Origin of the sequence: Gramella jeungdoensis, from assembly GCF_023805255.1 — a bacterium.
GTDB classification, from domain to species: domain Bacteria; phylum Bacteroidota; class Bacteroidia; order Flavobacteriales; family Flavobacteriaceae; genus Christiangramia; species Christiangramia jeungdoensis.
The window spans coordinates 1-20,477 of sequence record NZ_JAMSCK010000001.1 but is presented as its reverse complement, the minus strand read 5'-3'; the positions used below and the strand labels follow the sequence as shown (position 1 = coordinate 20,477).

At 38.8% G+C, this 20,477-nt stretch carries 12 protein-coding genes and 2 tRNA genes; 1 reads left to right on the top strand and 13 read right to left on the bottom strand.

Annotated features, from left to right (window positions below; translation table 11 throughout):
* Positions 1 to 20: 20 nt before the first annotated feature.
* From NE848_RS00070 to NE848_RS00015, 12 genes are all read right to left on the bottom strand, one after another.
* Positions 21 to 1,151 (bottom strand): CapA family protein, encoded by a 1,131-nt coding sequence (locus NE848_RS00070; RefSeq protein WP_252110186.1) that lies wholly within the window; start codon positions 1,149 to 1,151, stop codon positions 21 to 23.
* A 195-nt stretch (positions 1,152 to 1,346) separates the two neighbouring features.
* Positions 1,347 to 1,748 carry a Dabb family protein gene (locus tag NE848_RS00065; RefSeq protein ID WP_252110185.1) on the bottom strand — a complete coding sequence of 134 codons (402 nt, stop codon included), beginning with the start codon at positions 1,746 to 1,748 and terminating at the stop codon, positions 1,347 to 1,349.
* Between the two features lie 101 nt (positions 1,749 to 1,849).
* Positions 1,850 to 1,924: transfer RNA gene (locus tag NE848_RS00060), tRNA-Val, on the bottom strand.
* A gap of 126 nt (positions 1,925 to 2,050) precedes the next feature.
* A complete protein-coding gene (locus tag NE848_RS00055) occupies positions 2,051 to 9,850 on the bottom strand; it encodes a two-component regulator propeller domain-containing protein (RefSeq protein ID WP_252110184.1) in 7,800 nt (2,599 codons plus the stop codon).
* A 566-nt stretch (positions 9,851 to 10,416) separates the two neighbouring features.
* Positions 10,417 to 10,491 (bottom strand) — tRNA-Val (locus NE848_RS00050).
* A gap of 228 nt (positions 10,492 to 10,719) precedes the next feature.
* Entirely contained in the window at positions 10,720 to 11,550 is an 831-nt protein-coding gene (locus NE848_RS00045; protein ID WP_252110183.1) for a hypothetical protein, read from the bottom strand.
* A gap of 182 nt (positions 11,551 to 11,732) precedes the next feature.
* On the bottom strand, positions 11,733 to 12,953 hold the full coding sequence (locus tag NE848_RS00040; RefSeq protein ID WP_252110182.1) for a bifunctional folylpolyglutamate synthase/dihydrofolate synthase: 1,221 nt from the start codon (positions 12,951 to 12,953) through the stop codon (positions 11,733 to 11,735).
* Positions 12,954 to 13,778 (bottom strand): energy transducer TonB, encoded by an 825-nt coding sequence (locus tag NE848_RS00035; RefSeq protein ID WP_252110181.1) that lies wholly within the window; start codon positions 13,776 to 13,778, stop codon positions 12,954 to 12,956.
* Between the two features lie 2 nt (positions 13,779 to 13,780).
* Positions 13,781 to 14,173, bottom strand: a complete 393-nt coding sequence (locus NE848_RS00030) for an ExbD/TolR family protein (RefSeq protein WP_131397575.1) — start codon at positions 14,171 to 14,173, stop codon at positions 13,781 to 13,783.
* 1 nt (position 14,174) lies between these two features.
* Entirely contained in the window at positions 14,175 to 14,876 is a 702-nt protein-coding gene (locus NE848_RS00025; protein ID WP_252110180.1) for a MotA/TolQ/ExbB proton channel family protein, read from the bottom strand.
* A gap of 114 nt (positions 14,877 to 14,990) precedes the next feature.
* Entirely contained in the window at positions 14,991 to 16,217 is a 1,227-nt protein-coding gene (locus tag NE848_RS00020; protein ID WP_252110179.1) for a Glu/Leu/Phe/Val dehydrogenase dimerization domain-containing protein, read from the bottom strand.
* Between the two features lie 65 nt (positions 16,218 to 16,282).
* The gene (locus NE848_RS00015; RefSeq protein WP_252110178.1) at positions 16,283 to 17,347 is read right to left on the bottom strand and encodes an anhydro-N-acetylmuramic acid kinase; all 1,065 of its coding nucleotides are present in this window, start codon (positions 17,345 to 17,347) and stop codon (positions 16,283 to 16,285) included.
* Positions 17,348 to 17,439: 92 nt separating this feature from the next.
* Between NE848_RS00015 and NE848_RS00010 the strand changes: the two genes are divergently transcribed.
* Entirely contained in the window at positions 17,440 to 18,582 is a 1,143-nt protein-coding gene (locus NE848_RS00010; RefSeq protein WP_252110177.1) for an acyl-CoA dehydrogenase, read from the top strand.
* 73 nt (positions 18,583 to 18,655) lie between these two features.
* Here NE848_RS00010 and NE848_RS00005 read toward each other — a convergent pair.
* A partial coding sequence (locus tag NE848_RS00005) for a T9SS type A sorting domain-containing protein (RefSeq protein WP_252110176.1) occupies positions 18,656 to 20,477 on the bottom strand: 1,822 nt, incomplete at its 5' end.

Below are 20,477 nucleotides of genomic sequence, written 5' to 3'. Positions count from 1 at the left end.
AGTTTAGAATCAACTGTCTTTTATTTCCATTGCAACCAAAGGATATTATCCTCATCCATTCTAAGCTCTGTCCCCAAGGCCTCACCTTCCCTGGTTAAAGCCTTTTTAAGCCACGCAGCCTGCTCTTTACCTGCCTGTTTAAGACTGAACTTCATTATCTCCATAGGAATCATTTTAAGAGAGGTCAAATGCCCATTTTCTGTATTGATCTCCGGAAAATACATAAGGCTTAATTCAGGACGATACTCATCATGCCCCCTGATACCCTCATAATCATTTATAAAGTCCCCGGCGCCATAAATGATGAGTTTGCTATTATAAACTTCCATCCCTAAGGGATGATGTGACGAATGTCCAAAGATCATATCCACTTCGGCCTGATCTATCAGCGCATGCGCAAATTCACGATGTTCTTCCGGAACCTTATAGCCCCAGTTTCCACCCCAGTGGATAGAAAAAACCACCAGATCTCCAGACTGTTTATAAGACTGGATATTCTTTTTAATCTCCTCCAGCTCCTCATCTCCAAAAGCTCCAAGGTAATTTAGCCCAGACTCACTCTTACCTGCAGCCCAGGAGGACGGTATCCCACTATTCCAGGCACCATAAGAGAATACCAGGATCCTGCTTCCTGCTTTTTGAAAAAGTGAAGGTTTACTTGCCATCTTTTCATTTTCACCTGCTCCCGAAAATTCAATTCCAGTTTCTTTGAGACTACGTATGGTTTCCTCCATACCCGGCCGGCTCCAGTCCAGCATATGATTATTAGCAAGGCTAACATAACCTATTCCTGCTGCAGTTAAAAGCTCTACATTTTTGGGGTGCATTCGGTAATGGATCCCTTTACGGGGCCAGGGTTCATCGTAAGTTGTGATACTGGTCTCCAGATTTACCAGTTTAAAATCGGGTTTTTCTCTCTGCCATATATCCATTGCATCTCCCCAGATATATTCATAGGAAACCGGAGTCTCAATATCGCCATTCTCCCTTTCTGCGATTTGCAGGTAGCGGCGGGCATCCTTTACATAAGCCTCATAAAGTATGGGAGGCACCGAATAAGGCAGTGCCTGATCGATACCCCGACCTACCATCACATCCCCCGCAAGGAATAGTTTTACAGTATTATCATTTTCAGGACCAGATGGCTTCATCTTTTCTTTTGTGTTTTTAGAAAAAGAAAATATCAGGACTAAAAGGAATAATACTCCAGGAATCTTTGCAACATATCTAATCATCACGCTTTTCCAATCTTCCCTAAAGTTAAAAAATACAAGAAAGCTTACGAAATAAACTCACATCCTTATCAAGTTAATCTACAGGATCAGGAGAGAACAGAGAAATGCATGCTAATTAATCCCTACCGAATCGTAGACCAAGACTTTCTTCCATAATGGCGACGCCTCTTCAATAAAAGCAAGATGAGCCTCTTCTTCCTGGTATTTATCCTGAATCTCTTTGGAAGGAAAACTAAGTATAAGTGAGTAAGTATAGGAGTTATCCACTACTTCCCTGGGAGTCTGCGCAGGGATACCAATAAAATTGGTTTGTGCATATTTACTGTTTCTCAGGAATTTCTTCAGAGAAGCCTCAAAAGCTTTCCTGTCTTTGGTGCTATCCGGGTTCTTTAGCCAGAAATATACCACATGACTGAAGTTTTTATCGAATTCAACTTTCTTCTCCTGCCCGAAGACTGATGAAGTAGTCGTGAGAAGAAACACAATAAACAGGGACATAAAAAATCTTTTCATAAGAACATTTTTATTACCATAAGTTACAATAATTATCTTTTCCGCTATGAATAAAAAACCCTGCAAGTTCAGACCTTGCAGGGTTTCATAAGATATTCTCGTGAGTGATACTGGATTCGAACCAGTGACCCCTACCCTGTCAAGGTAGTGCTCTGAACCAACTGAGCTAATCACTCTTTAGAGATAGCAAATATATTAATTGCCGGTAAAAGTTTACACTATTTCCCGTCTTATTATACAACTAGTAAAATACAAACAGACCACTATTAGAGTGGCCTGTTTTTAAGCTATCCTAAAAAAAATTAGTTTTGCATGATCTCAGCAGATTGCATTTGACCGTTAAGGGTTACTTGCAAAATATAAATTCCCTGTTGAGACAGATTACCATCACTGATCAATTCATTCCCGGACACAATAAACTGAAGTCCGGTTTGGCCTCCTTGCATATCGAAAACCAATGCCTCTACAGAATTAATATCCACCGGTTCTGAAAAGCCAATTTTAAAATACTCAGTAAACGGATTAGGATACACTGTAGCTACAATATTACCTTTGAATTTCAGTGAGGTCGGATTGCTTTTACTATCTACCACCTCAACATCTACCATAGTAGAGGAGAAATTCCCAGAAGCATCAGAAACAATAAATTCAACTGTATATTCTCCAGGAAAACTAAAACTGGACTGATCTACTGCAAATTGAAGGTTTCCACAATTATCGGTGGAACCATCATTAATATCGTTTGGATCCAAGTCAACAGAAGCGCCTCCATCCAGATCTAAAGTGATGGATCTAAGGCCGGAGACTTCAGGCGCAATCTCATCCACCACCGTAACAATGGCAGGCATATTATTTACACCAACATTTCCAGATTCATCTGTTACGATTAGATTAACATCATTCTCGCCCAGGTTATCGCAACTGAATTGTGCTATGTCCAGTTCAAAAATCAGGTTTTTAGGGTCAGTTACATTATCATAAGAACCATTATTGATATCTGCCGGGGTGATCTCTGCAAATCCGTACCTGTCTAAGTAAACTGTGATATTTTGGGTAAGGACTACAGGTGCTTCGCAATCGCCGGTAGCTGTATAATCGGTACTATCATCTTTGGACCATCCTGCCGGAATACTCGCTGCATCATCTACCCCTATACAATTAAGAAGGTTTCCTGTAGCGTTCATCTTGCTTAATGCGTTATTATTCCCATTTCGTAGATCAAGGCTCTCCAATTGATTATTACTAACATCCAGGGAAGTAATAACTCCAAAATCGCTGAAATTGAGAGACTGGAAATCGTTCCCCGAAATATCCAGATCCTTCAGATTAGTAAGGTCTGCAAAATTCAATACAGAAAGATTATTATTGGCGGCATTGAGACTGGTCATGATCTTCCCGTTACTAATGAATAACTCGTTCAATGCATTTCCTGAAACATTCAGACTAACAAGATTCACATTTTCCTGAAGGTTGATCTCTGTCAGTACATTACTACTCATATCGAGTTCTGTAAGATTCACAAAAGCCTCTATTCCTGTTGCATCGGTGATTTCATTTCCATTTACATTTAATAAGGTCACTGCTTCAGCATCAGAAAGTAAAATATTTCCTGTAAGACCATTCGTATCATAATCTTTAAGGGCTTGCTCGAATGCCGGATCTGGAATGATCACTACTTCTTCGGCCTGTTTACAGTTAAGGCTTAATTGAACCCCCAGGTCCATTTCCCAATTATCATGAGGCATAGTCCCATCTGCCGGATCGTCTACCGAAATACAGGTAAGAAGATTTCCTGTTGCATTCATTTTTCCTAGAATGCTGTTATTTCCATTTCTAAGATCCAGTTCTTCCATTCCATTATTCCTAACCTGCAACTGTTTCAGCTGCGCATTTCCGGTAAGATTCAACTTTGTGATCGCATTATTATTAAGAAAAAGATTCTGAAGATTAAGGTTATTATTTCCATTAAAATTGCCGAGTACATTGTCATTAAGTAACAACCATTCAAGATTTGGATATGCCGCACCGTTAAAGTTGCTTAATCCGGTAGCCGACAAATTCATTGATCTGAGTGAAGGATTACCATCAGCTCCTGTTATAAGATCGAAGCCTGGATTATTATAGGCATCCAGTCGTTCCAGGACAGTTAGGTTTGTAATATCTAACTGAGGCAGTTGGTTGGTTTGGCAACGAACTTCTATTAAAGCAGTATTTGCACTTAGATCAAGATCTGTAAGCTGATTATACTGAGCAAATAAGTATTTAAGATTGATGTTAGCTGAAAGATCCAAACTCATTAATTCATTACTTGCAATAAAAAGGTTCCAAAGATTCGAATTGGCAGAAAGATCTATCGAAGTAATTCCGGTGTTATGAATAAACAATTCTTCCAATAATGGATTACTGGAAACATCAATTCCTGACGTCATGTTATTCCTCATGATACCAAATCGTTTGAGGTTTGGAAGCATAGAAACATCTACAGAGTTCAGCTGGTTATCATTCAGGAACAATTCCTCAAGCTGAGTATTAGCCGAAAGATCAACCTGCGTTAATGCAGCATAGGCCGCCTGCAAGTTTTTTAGATTAATAAAGGCTTCTATTCCCGTAAGATCAGCGATTTGGCCAGGCACATTGCTAAGCTGCTGATTCGCAAAATTTGAACTATCGAAATGAGGGTTATTCAGATTCAGGTCGGTAACTGCTTTAGCCTCGCTTTTCAGCAACCAGGTATTAATCACTCCGTCACTGTCGATCCCTAGATCAATAAGGGATTGCTCAAAATTAGCATCAGGAATACTAACATATTCTGGTTTTGTAGCACAATCAATAGAATAAATTGTGTGTTTATCTTTGGCCCATTCGGCCGGGACATTTTCTACCATTCCGGGATCAACTTGGATACAAGTCAAATCAATATTCCCCGTAGCACTAAAATTTTTGATCAAGTCATTATTCCCATTTTGAATATTCAAATTATTTAGCCTGTTATTCCCTAGCCCAACAGAATTCAAATTGGGATTGGCCGTCAAATCAACCGATGTTAACAGGTTATTATTCAAATTCAGGGTTTCTAATTTATCTGATTCAGGAATAATAATTGATTCTAACTTATTGTCAGATATCCATATTTGCGAAGCCTCAGTATTACTGCTTAGGTCGATAGACGACAGTTGGTTATTAAAAAGGTTAATCCAAAATAATTTTGGATTATTAGAAAGGTCAATTTCTGCTAGATTAGTATAGCCAATTTGCAGGTGAGTCAGATTGATATTTTTTGATACATCTATTGATTCAATTTCAGAACCTGCGAGTAATAGGATCTGCAAATTGGCATTAACACTTAAATCAATGGTTGAGAATTTATTGTACCCAGCAAACAGGTATAACAGGTTGGGATTTCCCGATAAATCCAGTTGATGAATTTCGTTCTGATTAATGTACAAATAAGACAAATTAGCAAATTCTTCAATTCCAGTTAAATCCTGAATCTTGCCGTTCACATTTGGCAATTCCTGATTATTTGCAGGATTATTCAGGTTAAGGATTGTGACGATCTCAACATCGGCTTTTAGAACGGAAGTATTTACAACTCCATCGCTATCTATTCCTAGATCGATCAAAGCTTGCTCGAAATTGGCATCAGGCACATAGATAAAGTCTCCACAATCTTCACTGAAACCTTTCCCAGAATCTAACATCGCCTGGGAAATATTACCATCGGCGTTAATACAGTCAAGTTGTGGAGTATTCCCTACTTCAAATACATTCAAATTCATATTATTACCATTTCTCAAATCTAGAGAAGATAGAAATGCATTATCATATGCATATAAAGTATGAATAGGTTGATTGGAAAGATCCAGGCTGCTTAAATTATTTCCATTACACTGGAGATCCTCCAGTAAAGTATTGCTTGTTAAATTTAATTTACTTATCCCATTATTCCTTACGGATAAAATTTTAAGTGATGTATTATTGGAAACATCAATATCCTCTATTTTATTATTATGCATCCATAATTCCTGTAAATGGAAATTTTGAGAAACGTTTAATTCTGTTAATTGGTTCCAAGAACACCACAGCACTTTCAATTTAGTGTTATTTGATACATTTAAGCTAGTAATATCCCTGTTAGCCTGCAGGTATAAATATTCTAAATTAGACAGGTTATCCAAATTTATTGTTCCAGAAAGTCTGCTTCTACCAACATCGAGGGTGACAAGTTTGGTGTTTTTTGAAAGATCAAGGAATCGTAGATTACTACAATCCCTTAAATATAAGTTTATGAGTAAACTGTTATTTTCTAAATTAACTATGCCAACATCATTATTACTGGCATTGAGTTCCGATAAATTGATAAATGCTTCAATACCGGTTAAATCCTGAATTTTAGCATATACACTTGGTAAGTCTTGATTATTAATAGGATCGCTAATATTCAATGTTCTAACAGTCTCTGCATCACTTCTTAGAATAGATGTATTTACCACTCCGTCACTATCGATTCCCAGATCTATGAGGGCCTGCTCGAAATTTGGATCGGGAATATTGACAAAATCGCCACAGTCTTCGTTGAAGCTTTTACCAGAATCTATCATCGCCTGGGAAATATCAGCATCGGCATTGATACAGGTAAGATTAGGTGTATTGCCAGCGTAGAATTGAGTGACGTTAATATTATTTCCATTCCTTAAATCTAAACTTGAGAGGTTTGGGTTTGCGCCTATAAAAATATCTGTCAATAACGGATTATTAGATAAATCCAAATTATTTATTAAACCTTGGTTTAAAATAAGAAGTTCTAGCTTCGGATTACTGGAAACATCTAGTTTGGTTAATTCATTGAGTTGAAGAATTAAATCTTTTAACTCCGGACTATTGGATACATTTATTTCAGAAACACGTGTAAGAGGAGCAGAAACAACAACCAGCTTTGTATTGTTTGACAGGTCAAGTACACCTAACTGGTTGTTTATTCCACCACAGTACAGATTAATTAATTCAGTATTGCCCGAAAGGTCAATAGAAGTAAGTAGATTATCATTACATCTTAAGGTATGGATATTAACAAATGCCTCAATACCTGTGAGATCAGAAATTCCTTTATCAGCAACCTCTAACGTGCCTGAAAAAGCCTCTGCATCACTTCTTGAGATACTTTGGTTTATTATTCCGTCACTGTCAATATTTAAGTCAATTAAAGCCTGCTCAAAATTAGGATCGGGAATATTCACATAACTTGAGGATACTTTATATTCATAAGTATCAAAATTGATTGAAATATTATATTGGCCCGCAGTCACCGGAATATTGGCTCCATTCCGATCAAGAATACCATCGAGAATCCTATTCTCCCATTCTCCATCTCCATAATTAAAAGCCCAGTCATTATTTAACCTGAATTTAATTTCTCCATTATTAAGTTCAGTGGAAATATGCCAGGTATTGGTTTGCTCATCATATACCATTGGAATATCTGGTCCGTCCCAGCTATGTGGTGTAGCGCTACCAACTACTCCCCACGCAACTTCAGGAATATAGGTACTGCAGTCTGCATTATAAACGGCGTGGGAATCTTTCTGCCAGTTACCAGGAACATTTCCAAGGGTAGCTTCATCGACCTGTATACAGAAAAGATTCGGGTTTGAATCAGCATTAAAGGCAAGAGTACTCCATTCAGGAGGCATAAAGTTTGAATTGTTTCCATTAGCTATATTCAGGCTGTTTAATCGGTTATCTGCACAATAGGCCATGGTAAGATTTGTATTCGCCGATAAATCCAGATTGGTAATTCTATTTGTTTGGACAATTAGTTCTTTTAGTTGAATATTATTACTTAAATCCAGCTCTGAAATTTGGTTGTTATATAAGTGCAGATTTACCAGTTCTGGATTGTTGGATACATTGATCGTTTGTATTTCGGATTCATTCGCATATATATATTGGAGTTTAGGATTTGAACTAAAATCCAGATTACTTATCTGGTTATTATTGCAATTAATTCCATTCAAATTAACAAAAGCTTCGATGCCTGTAAGGTCTGAAATACCGTAACCATTGCCTGAATTACTAAGTTCTAACCATGTGGTAACTGCTGCGTCAACCTCCAAAATCCTTTGATTAATTATCCCGTCACTGTCTATACCCTGCTCAATAAGGGCCTGTTCGAAATTAGCATCCGGGATATAAACAGTTGGTAGATTTGTACAATCAGCCGAAAAGACTATTCCAGGATTGGCAATCCAGTCTGTACGGGTTGTATTTTCCATATCGCGGTCTACCTGAATACATCTAAGATTTTCATTACCTCGTGCATCCAGAGTAAACTCACTCCATTCCGGCAAAATCATCCCAGCATTATTCCCATTGGCAATATTTAAGGAACTTAGATTATTGGAATTACAGAAAACAAAATTTAGGTTTGGGTTATTGGACAAATTCAGACTAGAAAGATTATTGACATTCAAATCTACCTCTTCAAGTAATGGATTATTAGTAAAATCTATTTCTGACAGAGTGCTTCCCCAAACAAGAAACGACCTTAGAGAAGGTGCATTAGTAACGTCCAGTGCGTTAATGGAATTTCCGCCCGCGTGAAAATTAACCAGATCAGGATGTGACCCCAGACTAACCTCAGATAAATTATTTTCACTTATATAAATGTCTACCAGCGCAGAACTACCGGTTAAATTTAACGTCGTTAACTGGTTTTTACTTACAGACAAATGCTTTAATTGATCATTGGCAGGAATCAATAAACTACTAAGATTATTTTCATAAGCATATAATTCAGATAATGCAGTATTACTGGTTAAATCCAGGCTGGTTATTTGATTTCTGGCTACAGACAGATGAACCAGGTTTGAATTTGAAGAAACATCCAGACTCGTCAATTGATTATCCCATGCTCTTAAGAATTTAAGGTTAGAAAAAGCCCAAAGGCCTTCTAAACTTGAAATGTTTCTGTTTGGCACATCAAGTACTTCAATATTCTTAACGTCATTTGTAAGAACACCTCCATTAATTATTCCATCACTATCTATTCCCAAATCAATTAGTGCCTGCTCGAAATTTGGGTCTTGGATATTTACTTCTCCGATTTTGAGATTACTTACTCCCGAAAGCCAATTTCCAATCCAAAGATTATCATTGCTATCTGATATAATAGCTCTAACTCCTCCCTCAATCAAACCATCTTCAGAGTCAAAATTTGTCCAATTTGAACCATCGTACCTGGTTACCCCTGCATTATGTCCAAACCAAATATTCCCAAAATTATCCAGGTGAATAGCTCTGACTTGTGTGTTTGAAATTCCATCTGAAGTATCGTAAACTGTCCAGGTACTACCGTCAAATCTTGATATGCCACCCTCCCGATCATAACCTCCAAACCACAGATCATTTTTATCGTCCTGTATTATTGCATAAACCTGATCATCTCCTAAACCATTTGACATATCATAGTTCGTCCAGGTAGATCCATCAAATTTTAAGGCTCCATTACCGGTTGTTCCAAACCACAAATCTCCATTATTAGTTTCCAGAATAACACTTACATTCAATAATGAAGGATTGGTAGATATGTCATAATTTGTCCAATTAGAACCATCAAATTTTGAAACTCCATTATTTGTTCCAAACCACATATTCCCAATTGAATCCTGATCAATTGAATAGACATAATCACCTACAAGACCATCGGCAGATGTATAGTTTGTAAAATTGGTTCCATCCCATTTTGAGATTCCTGTAGTTGTTCCAATCCAGATATTGGATGATCTATCCTCGAATACTACTCTTACTTTATCTCCCACTAGCCCGTCTGCAGTGGAAATTGTTTGCCAGGTAGTACCATCAAATTTTCCTAGGCCAGAAGCACCCTCATCTGAAGTCCATGAACCGAACCATAAATCTTGATTTTGATCCTGTATAATAGTATAAATCCCACCAGTTATAAGTCCGTCCTCCGGAAAGTAATTTTCTACGCTTTGACCATATGTAATGTATAAACTGAGAATAAAAAAAAGTGGTAATAGTAATCTTATCAAATTGGAAAGAAAAAGAAATAGGTCTTTCCCTGCGCGGGTAATAGTTTTCATAAGGTATAGTATTGGTTAGTTTATATTAGCCTAATTTAGATAAGCCGGCTATAGAACCAAGACTATAGGGAGCCAGTTCCTTTAAAGTAGATTTGGGAGGTTTTTTCTTCGCGAGAAACCTGAATATAGGAACACTTAGGATACACGAAAAATTACATTGGTAAAACTATCAGTAATATATATTAACCACAATACCATTTTAGTGGTATTTTAAATTATTCACAAAGTAAATACCCTTTGAAATATTTTATTCAATTAAAATCCATTTTTTGTAGATAAAAATTAAATAAAACCCATAAAGTTTAATATTACTTCAAAAGAAAAAGTTGATCAGTCATTCCGTAAGACAGTTAGGAACGAGTTGGGTAAAAACCTATTATAAGTTTTCCAGAGAATATTATTCTTACTTGTTCTCAGAACATGCTCTTAAATATTCAATTTACCCCTATTCCTTATAAACTTTGGGAGATAATTTTCTGTAAAAGCAGGGAATTAAGATAGCTTGCCATCCGGTTAGAGTGGAATAAAAAAAGGCCTCCATTCCTGGAAGCCTTTTTTAAATTCTGTGGGCGCGAAGGGATTCGAACCCCTGACCCCTTGGGTGTAAACCAAGTGCTCTGAACCAACTGAGCTACGCGCCCTTGCGTGATTGCGGATGCAAATATAGACTACATTTTCAATTACACAAAACAATTCCAGAAAAAAATAAGGTTATTTTTTCCTTCTTTAAACTCCAATAAAAAAGAGGCAACCTAAACGACTGAAAATCAAATTAAATTTCAATTTTTGGCTAAAACAAATTTAACATTGAAGCAATAATATTACCTCTATTGATTTCTTTGAACGCCCTTTAGACTGCCTCCTAAAACCTATTGGTTTTGTTTTTGTAACTCAGGAATACTGCGATACACATAATCGGCATGTTTCCCGGTGAAGTTTTTCCCCATTTCCTTCATAAATGTTTCTCTTTCTGCTTCATCTTTCCAGGTCTCTGCGACCAGCTTATCATTTTCATCAAAAAATTCTTCTATATCAGCAAGCTTCTCGAATACGAAGACTTCACTCATTTCGCGGCTATTGGCTCCCCAAAGATGACGATGGGTATAATATCCTTTCAATTTGGAATTCTTGCTTGTAACTTTTTCATGAAATTCTCTGAATTTGCCAGGAGACCCCTGTCCATTCATGGCAAGATCACTACTTCTTACATAATAAATCAAAGGCTTATCTGTTTTTTCCTTAATCGGGATGTAATAATTCATGGACTGATAGATCTCATCACTGTGTTGCGGACTGTAATAGGAGTTCTGCTTCTGAAGGAAAGCCTGTCTTTTCTTTTCGTCTGGCCAGGCTTCCTGGATAAGCTTCTGATTAACTTCATTAGCTTTTTCGATATCGCCCCAGTTCTCATAAACAGTTACGAATACAATTTCTGAATTATCAGGCGTAAAATAATGTGTGTACACCCCGGCATCCATAATGAGGTCATTCTTATTGATCACCTTATCGAAATACTCCTTTTCGGTAGCTAACCAGTCTGAATAATCTGTTTCCGGATCATCATTCCAGTGGGCCATTGTCATAGTGATGTACACGGGTTTAAATTGTTGAGTCTGTTGCTGATTGGACTCCTGACTGAAGGCATTAGCACTTAATACAAAAACCAGTACGAATGCAAGTAGTTTTGCAGTTGTTTTCATTTTTTAGTTGGATTTTTTAGTTAATAAAAATCATAGCTAAAAAGTCAACTCATAATGTAGCTTGGGAAATAGCAAGTAATAAAGCAAAGTACAATCAGGGGGAGATCGAAAGCGCCTCTTTTACAGAGGGTTATAAAGATAATCGTTTTTTTGAATTTAGGAAATTTTAACAGGTTTTTAATTTATAAAACCTCTGCAACCGTAAAATTACTACCGCCTACGAAGATAAGGTCTTCATCCAGGGCAACTTCTTCTGCTGCTAAAAAAGCGTCGTGAACAGAGGGATACACGCGCCCTTCAAGCCCAAATTTTGCAGCTTCCTGTTGTAAAACTTTTGCATCCAGACCTCTTGGCACATTGGGTTTAGCAAAATAAAAATTAGCTTCCTTAGAAAGGAGAGGCAGTACTTTAGTCAGGTCTTTATCGTTTACTACACCCAGAACCATATGCAAATGCTGAAAATCCTCCTTTGCCAGTTGTTTCATTACAAGCTTGAGTCCTTCAGCATTGTGAGCCGTATCGCAGATCACTTTAGGCTTTTCTCTAATCACATCCCATCTACCCTGCAAACCGGTATGTAACTTCACATTATTTAACCCGTTTATAATGGCTTCTTCAGAAACACTCCACCCCTGCTCTTTCAATAGCTTTAAGGAGGTGAGGACTGTCTTTAGATTCTTCTTCTGATATTCTCCCTTAAGATCGGTATGATACTTTGCAAATTTAAACTCCTGGGCGAAGTACAGATCAGCTTTCATTTTTTTTGAGGTTTCCTCAAAAACAGGAGTGGTCTCCTTTTGCTTCTCTCCAATTACCACAGGTATTCCTTCTTTGATGATACCTGCCTTTTCCCCGGCTATCTGCCTGAGGTTATCACCCAAATAGGCGGTATGGTCAAGCCCGATATTAGTGATCACCGAAAGTTCCGGTTTGATGATATTGGTAGAATCAAGACGGCCTCCCATTCCTACTTCAATGATGGCAATATCCACTTTTTCTTTTGCAAAGTAGTCAAAAGCCATTCCCACGGTCATTTCAAAAAAACTCAACCTGTTAAATCCAAGAAAGGTCTGATTTTCTTCAATAAAAGACACAACATTTTCCTGTGGAATAACCGCACCGTTTATTCGAATCCTTTCTCTAAAATCTTTAAGATGCGGAGAAGTATAAAGCCCTGTCTTATACCCGGCTGCCTGAAATACAGATGCCAGCATATGGCTCACCGAACCTTTTCCGTTGGTACCGGCAACATGTATGCTTTTAAATTTGTTTTCAGGATGCTCGAGATGCTCTGCGAGTTTATAAGTATTGGTAAGATCTTTTTTAAAGGCATCTTTCCCTATACGCTGAAACATGGGCAACTGTTGAAACATCCATTCAACAGTTTCTTTATAAGATTTCACTTATTCGGTAAGTTTGAAATTGTATATAATAGTTCCTACCTGTCTTGAAGGAGCCTTAGAATCGCTATTGAACCTGGTAGCCATTGCAGCCCTCCTTGCAGGATCGGTCAGGCAGGCGGCATTATTGGTTGTACCTTTTACACCGGGAGTGGCATTAATAACCCTTCCTTCTCTGTTCACTTCAATACGAACCACCACAATACCCGATTCATTACAATCCTGAACAAACTTTTCCTTATTCAGGGCTTTTCTACCTCCAAGCCGGTAATTACCGTCGCCATCGAGACCAGCTCCCTGGCCGTAGTACGAACTTGCTTTGGGGTCACCATCTGGGCTACCCTTATCTCCTGCTACATTATCATTCCCTTCACCTCCGGTGGCCGTTCCCGATTTTTCAGGCCCATTGAGTATACTGCTTAAAGCATCGTTGGTAGATTTATCCGGTTTTGGATCGGGTTTTTTTACAGGTTTTGGATCTTCTTTAGGAGGTTCAGGCTGTTTTGTTTCAACGGGAGTTGGCTCCTTTTTCTTTTTTTCAATAACCGGGGCTTCTTCTATTTCCTGAGTTACCACTTCTTTTTCGATCACCGGTTCAGATTTTACCGGCTGGGCAGTGCTCTGTTTAGGAGCAGATTTTACAGGCTCCCTGGGCTGCTCATTTCCTGAGCCTACTTCAGAAGTTCCAAAATTGATTGCAATTCCGCTCTCTGGTGGCGGATCAAGATAGGTAAGGCCGAAAAAGATCAAAAGAAGTATCAGTATCACATGTATTACAACCGTGATAGTAAAAGACTTCTTCTCATGTTTAGTTTCCAGCATCGCCATTATTACTCGGGTTTTACTGCCAGTACAATTTTGTATTTGTTCCTATTGGCAATATCCATCACATTTACCGCTTTTTCAATTGGCACTCCTTCTTCAGCCCTCAATATAATAGTCGGATTTTCCTCTCCTGCCAAACGGCTTTTCAGAGTACTTTCCAAAGCGCTATTACTTACTCTTTCACTATTAATATAAAACTGAAGATCCTTGGTAATACTTACCGAAAGGGTTTGCTTGGTAGTAGTCTTTCCCTTCGCTTTTGGAAGTATAAGATCCAAAGCCTCCGGAGTGATCACCGGTGAGGTTAACATAAAAAAGATGAGCAGCAGGAATACCACATCTGTCATCGAGCTCATGCTAAACTCCGGACTTATTTTATTTCTTCCTCTTAAATTCATATTAAGCGGGTTCGTTTAGAAGATCAAGGAAATCAACCGCGGTTGCTTCCATTTGATGAACCATTTTATCGGTTTTTACAACCAGGTGGTTATAACCTATATAAGCTATAATACCCACTATCAAACCAGCAACGGTAGTAGTCATCGCGGTATAAATACCTTCAGCCAGCGCTCCCATCTGAGCCTGACCACTACTTGTAGCCAGTTCATGGAATGCAAGCACCATACCAATTACGGTTCCAAGGAAACCAATCATAGGTGCTGCACCGGCAATAGTTGCGAGAATACTCACATTCTTTTCGAGTTTATATACCTCTAACCGGCCGGCATTTTCTATAGCCGTATTGATATCTTCTAAAGGGCTTCCTATCCTTGAAATTCCTTTTTCGGTAAGCCTGGCCACGGGGGAATCACTCTGGGCACATCTTATCTTGGCAGATTCGATATTGCCGTTAAGAACGCTATCCTTGATCTGAAGCATAAAGTTCTTATCTATCCTCCCGGCTGCCTTTATAGCGAAGAGTCTTTCAAAATAGATATAGACTGCGGCAAATAACAGAATAAAAAGGATGATTATGATAATCTGACCACCAAGACCACCGCTAAACATCAGTTCAAATAATGACAGGGTCTTCTCCTCTACGACCGGCTCTGCTGCCTGTGCAGCATCAGCCAGTTCGTCCTGCTGAATAAAGTTAAGCATATGTTTTAAATAGGTTTTTTAATGTAACGTGCTAATGTGATTTTAATTGTAAACCAAATTTAAATAATCAGCAGGACGCTTATGGCAATATTTCAAGAATGTTTACACAAACTTTTAAACAAGTTGTTTCAGAGCTACCTCAAAAGCAGTTTTACTTATGTTCGTTTTACTGCTATTATTGTCAAAAGTATTCTGGATTGCATTTTTAATCGTCATGGAAGTATCGTTGAAGATAGCTTCATCTGTCATTTGTACCCGTCTTTCCATAAAGTAAGCGAACACCCTTGCCATTCCACAGTTGGAGATAAAATCAGGAATAAGGCTTACACGTTCATCGGTATACTCCATAATCGGGCCGAAGAAAATCTCCTTATCTGCAAAAGGAACATTTGCACCACAGGAAACAACCTCAAGTTTACGATCTATAAGACTAGTGATCTGGTCTTTTGAAATAAGACGGGAAGCAGCACATGGTGCAAAGATCTCTGCATCCAGTTTCCACACCTTTTCATTAATATCATCAAAAGGAATAATATCCTTATGGCTAAGGGTATTCCCTTTTTTATGAAGGAACATCTCTTTAATCTCCTCAAAACTGAAACCTTCTTCGTTGATGAGTCCACCGGCGCGATCAATAATTCCAACAACCTTCACTCCCATCTGTGCCAGATAATATGCAGCTGAAGAACCAACATTTCCGAAGCCCTGAACAATTGCTCTTTTCCCTTCAATATCACCGCCATAGATACGATAATAATGATGAACAGCTTCAGCAACACCATAACCGGTGATCATATCGGCTACCGTGTATTTACGAGTGATATCAGGAGAGAAATTAGTGTTTTCCAAAACCTTTATCACTCCTTGTCTTAACTGACCAATCCGGTTGATCTTGTCGGCTTCGGTAGGTTTAAAATGTCCGTTAAAAACCCCTTCCTGAGGATGCCATACACCACAGTCTTCGGTGATAGGGATCACTTCATTTATTTCATCTACATTCAGATCTCCTCCCGTTCCATAATAACTTTTCAATAGTGGAGAAACGGCTTTATACCAGCGTTCCAGAACTCCTTTTTTACGAGGATCGGCCGGATCGAAATTGATACCAGATTTGGCACCACCAATCGGAGGGCCTGAAACGGTAAACTTCACCTCCATAGTTTTGGCAAGAGAGAGCACCTCATTCATATCCAGTCCCTGTCTCATTCGGGTACCCCCTCCGGCAGCTCCGCCACGAAGAGAATTTATCACAGCCCAGCCTTCAGCTTCTGTCTCAGAATCCTTCCAATTGAAAACAATTTCGGGTTCTTTATTCTCGTATAATTTGAGTAATTCTTTCATTTTTGGAATATTTTGCAGCAAATATAAAAAACTAAGCAGGCTATATTCCGAATTTGATAAAATTTTCAGGGTTCATAGATGCGGCCTGAAGAATGATCAATTCTTGCCCCGGTAACCGAATGAAGAACATTGATCTCACCTCTTAATTTAAGAACCCCCAAAAGGGCAAAGATCAATGCCTCCTTGAAATCTATCAATTGCTTTTCAGGAACTATAAAATCACACTTAGATCTTGACTTTATCTCCTCGATGAGGAATGTATTGAAAGTTCCTCCCCCAGTAAGCAAAACCTTTGAATCGGGGTCATCATCCAGGCAATTGGCTATCTGCTTCGCGACATGAACGGTATATGTTCTCACAATATTAGGAATCTCTTCGGTGTTATTTTCAATTAGGGGAATTACCTCGCAATTCACCCATTCAATCCCAAGAGATTTTGGCGGATCTTTTTTATAATATTTAAGGGAATCCAGTTTCTCCAGTAATTCTTCGTCAAGCTCCCCTGCCCTGGCCAGTTTTCCGTCTTCGTCATAATCTTTTTCCAGTTTACGCATAAAGTAATTTAAAACAGTGTTCACGGGACATATATCATAAGCTATCCTCTGTGATTCATTTTCCAGGGAAACATTGGCGAAACCACCCAGGTTGATGCAGTATTTATACTCATTAAAAAGCAATCTGTCGCCTATTGGCACTAATGGCGCACCCTCACCACCAAGCTCCACATCCTGTACGCGGAAATCACATACAACCGGGGCTTCGATAAGTTTCGCAAGTTTCGGGCGGTTCCCTATTTGAAATGTTACACCCTGATTGGGCCTGTGTTTTACCGTATGCCCGTGGCTGCATACAGCATCAATAAGATCAATATCATATTTCTTGATGAAACGTTTTATAACATCTGCAAGGTAAATGGTATACTCGTTATCAAGTTTATTGAGCTCGGCAGGATCAAGGTTAATGGCTCCTTCCAGCTTTTTCTGCCATTCACGGGTATAGGGAAAGGTTTCTGAAGCAATGATCTTAAAATCGGTCTTCTCTTCAAAACTGATCTCTGTAAGTACAAGATCAACTCCATCAAGAGAGGTGCCAGACATTACACCGATCAATCTATAGTTCGTTTTTTTCATATTCGTAAAAATAATCAATATCAATTGAAAAATAGGTATCAAAAAGCTATCTTTGGCGTCCAAAAATTAGTTTTTTACAAATTTCTTTTCAGATGGATTTTACACTTACCGAAGAACATATAATGATACGCGATGCGGCCCGGGACTTTGCGAAGACCGAATTATTACCGGGAGTAATCGAAAGAGATGAAAAACAGGAATTTCCGAAGGAGCTTATCAAGAAGATGGGAGATCTTGGTTTTCTTGGTATGATGGCATCGCCGGAATACGGTGGGGGCGGAATGGATACAGTATCCTACGTTCTGGCTATGGAGGAACTCTCTAAGGTTGACGCATCGGCTTCTGTTATGGTATCTGTAAACAATTCCCTGGTTTGCTGGGGGCTTGACACGTTTGGAACTGAAGAGCAAAAGGAAAAATATCTGGCTAAGCTTACTACCGGCGAGAAACTTGGAGCTTTTTGTTTATCTGAACCTGAAGCAGGAAGTGATGCCACTTCTCAGCGAACCACCGCGATAGACAAAGGAGATCACTACATACTTAACGGAACCAAAAACTGGATCACCAACGGTAATTCAGCAGATTTTTACCTGGTTATCGCTCAAACGGATAAAGAGAAAAAACATAAGGGAATCAATGCTTTTATAGTTGAAAAAGGCTGGGAAGGTTTTGAAGTTGGCCCTAAGGAACAAAAACTGGGAATAAGAGGAAGCGACACACATTCACTGAATTTCAATGATGTAAAGGTTCCTAAAGAGAACAGGATTGGAGAGGACGGATTTGGATTCAAATTCGCAATGAAAACACTTTCGGGAGGAAGAATCGGGATCGCTGCCCAGGCTTTAGGAATTGCTTCGGGCGCTTATGAGCTTGCTAAAACTTACTCAAAACAAAGAAAGGCTTTTGGAACAGAGATCTGCAACCACCAGGCGATCGCCTTTAAACTTGCCGATATGCATACACAAATTGAAGCAGCAAGACACCTGGTTATGAAGGCGGCATGGGATAAGGATCAGGGGCAGAATTATGACCTATCCGGAGCCATGGCCAAGCTTCACGCTTCTCAAACCGCGATGGATGTAACTGTAGAAGCGGTACAGGTTCACGGAGGAAACGGCTATGTTAAAGAGTATCACGTAGAAAGGCTAATGCGAGATGCCAAAATCACACAGATCTACGAAGGAACCTCTGAAATTCAGAAGATCGTTATTTCCAGGAGTATTCTTAAGGATTAATTTTTTTTACTCCTATTAAAAATAAAAAAGAGCAGCCAAACGGCTGCTCTTTCCTTTTTGGTTGGTTAGTAAATCAATTTCCCGAAACTATTTTCGAGGTAAATATCTCCCGGTCTGTGGTCATTCTAACAATGTAAATCTGACCAGACCTGGTCTTGAAGTCCACACTGAAACTAGAGATCGAATCTGAATTCACTGCCGTATCGGTATAGGTTGCCAGCAACCTTCCGTTAAGATCAAATATTTGAATGCTTACATCAGACGTATAATCGAACAGGTAGCCGATATTCAACTCACTGGTGAATGGATTCGGTGCTACTGTGAATAGGGGTTCTGAGGATTCAGTAAGACTTGAACTTGTCAAGGACGAAGTCTCCGCAGTTTTGGATAAAGCTCCATTAAAGTCTATACATGACTGCATCACACTGAACCTCCTGTTTAAAGTATAATTAACCGGAACAGCTTCACTCCTAACTTCTGTGATTAATTCAGTATTCTCACTAGTACAAATATCAACATGGCCAATTACGTAGAAGTCTCCATTCACATCGATATTCTCAATCGTATAATCAGTTACGTATCCTATGTTTCCATTCGGATTCTGAGGATATTGGCCTGGTGCAACGGTATACTCATAGTTATTGCCTTTCTTTTTATATGGTAAAGGTTCGCATCCTACATAGAGATGAACTGAACTCATTGCGTAACCAGGATCAGCAATAAACTGCACATCAATTGTTCCATCTTCATTATCAATTATATTAACTGCTCCTACTAAGGTACCTTTGGTTATATCACATTGTCCTGCACCTGCATAAAGATCTAATGTGTAGTCTCCTGCTTCTGAATAGTAATTTGTCCAACCCCATCTGGAATCATTAGGGATTAAATCAGGGTAATTATCAAAACAAATACCGGTTTCACTATCATAAGCGAATGCTGTTTCGCATTCTATACATTGAGGTTCTAATAACGTCACTTCCACACTACCAAATTCACAGCCATTATCACTATCTGCGGTAATAAAGTAAGCTCCAGCTTCCAGCCCAGTAAAACCTCCTGAAGGATATTTTACATCATCATAGCTTGCAAGAGCTACTCCTTGAGTATAAACAGTGTAATTCAAATCACCTAATGCTGCTGCATTACTAATCTCAATAGTACCCAGGAATGTTGCACAATCTGGCTGGGTTACGTCAGGAGTGAGGGTAACAACAGTATCCTGAGGTTTGTTTATATTAACTGTAAATTCATCGCTTAAACAACCATCTTCAGTATATTTCACCTCGAAAGTATAGGAACCAGGTTGAAGTAAAACAACCCCGGTGTAAAGTGTCCAACTGGTAAATACGGCTTCAGGATCATTTGCATCTTTATACCTGTAATAGAACTGAGTGATCTCAGGATCGGCATACGAAAAAGCCGCAGAACCATCTCCTCCAATACAATCAGCTAACTGAGTTTGGATTTGTGGTGCAACCGGCAAGGGATCGATTACAATAGTAACCTCTGCATTATCCGGTTCACAAGTAGAGTTTTGGTCATCAGGTTCAACTGTATAAACAAAAGTATAAGTTCCTGGCGCCACTTCAGAAAAATCTAAATTAGTACCATCGCCTATTGTTAAACCGCTCAAAATTGAGCTTGTTTCTTCCCAATCTCCTCCTGAGTCTGGACTTCCATTTAGAAGATCGATTAGGTTTATAGAGCTTTTCGACTCATCACCATAACAAAATTGATCGTTCCCATTTTCCCCTGCATCAGGATCATCATAGAAATTGATCACCACTGTATCGGAAGCTTCATCACAAGGACCATCAGGATCATCGGTGGTAAGGGTTAAAGTCACTGTACCACTGCTAAGATCATTCGAACCAGGCGTGTATACCGCATTA

Coding starts and splice junctions, on each gene's coding strand:
- NE848_RS00070 (WP_252110186.1), bottom strand. CDS start 1,151: ATGAAGCCATCTGGTCCTGAAAATGATAATACTGTAAAACTATTCCTT.
- NE848_RS00065 (WP_252110185.1), bottom strand. CDS start 1,748: ATGAAAAGATTTTTTATGTCCCTGTTTATTGTGTTTCTTCTCACGACT.
- NE848_RS00055 (WP_252110184.1), bottom strand. CDS start 9,850: ATGAAAACTATTACCCGCGCAGGGAAAGACCTATTTCTTTTTCTTTCC.
- NE848_RS00045 (WP_252110183.1), bottom strand. CDS start 11,550: ATGAAAACAACTGCAAAACTACTTGCATTCGTACTGGTTTTTGTATTA.
- NE848_RS00035 (WP_252110181.1), bottom strand. CDS start 13,778: ATGGCGATGCTGGAAACTAAACATGAGAAGAAGTCTTTTACTATCACG.
- NE848_RS00030 (WP_131397575.1), bottom strand. CDS start 14,173: ATGAATTTAAGAGGAAGAAATAAAATAAGTCCGGAGTTTAGCATGAGC.
- NE848_RS00025 (WP_252110180.1), bottom strand. CDS start 14,876: ATGCTTAACTTTATTCAGCAGGACGAACTGGCTGATGCTGCACAGGCA.
- NE848_RS00020 (WP_252110179.1), bottom strand. CDS start 16,217: ATGAAAGAATTACTCAAATTATACGAGAATAAAGAACCCGAAATTGTT.
- NE848_RS00015 (WP_252110178.1), bottom strand. CDS start 17,347: ATGAAAAAAACGAACTATAGATTGATCGGTGTAATGTCTGGCACCTCT.
- NE848_RS00010 (WP_252110177.1), top strand. CDS start 17,440: ATGGATTTTACACTTACCGAAGAACATATAATGATACGCGATGCGGCC.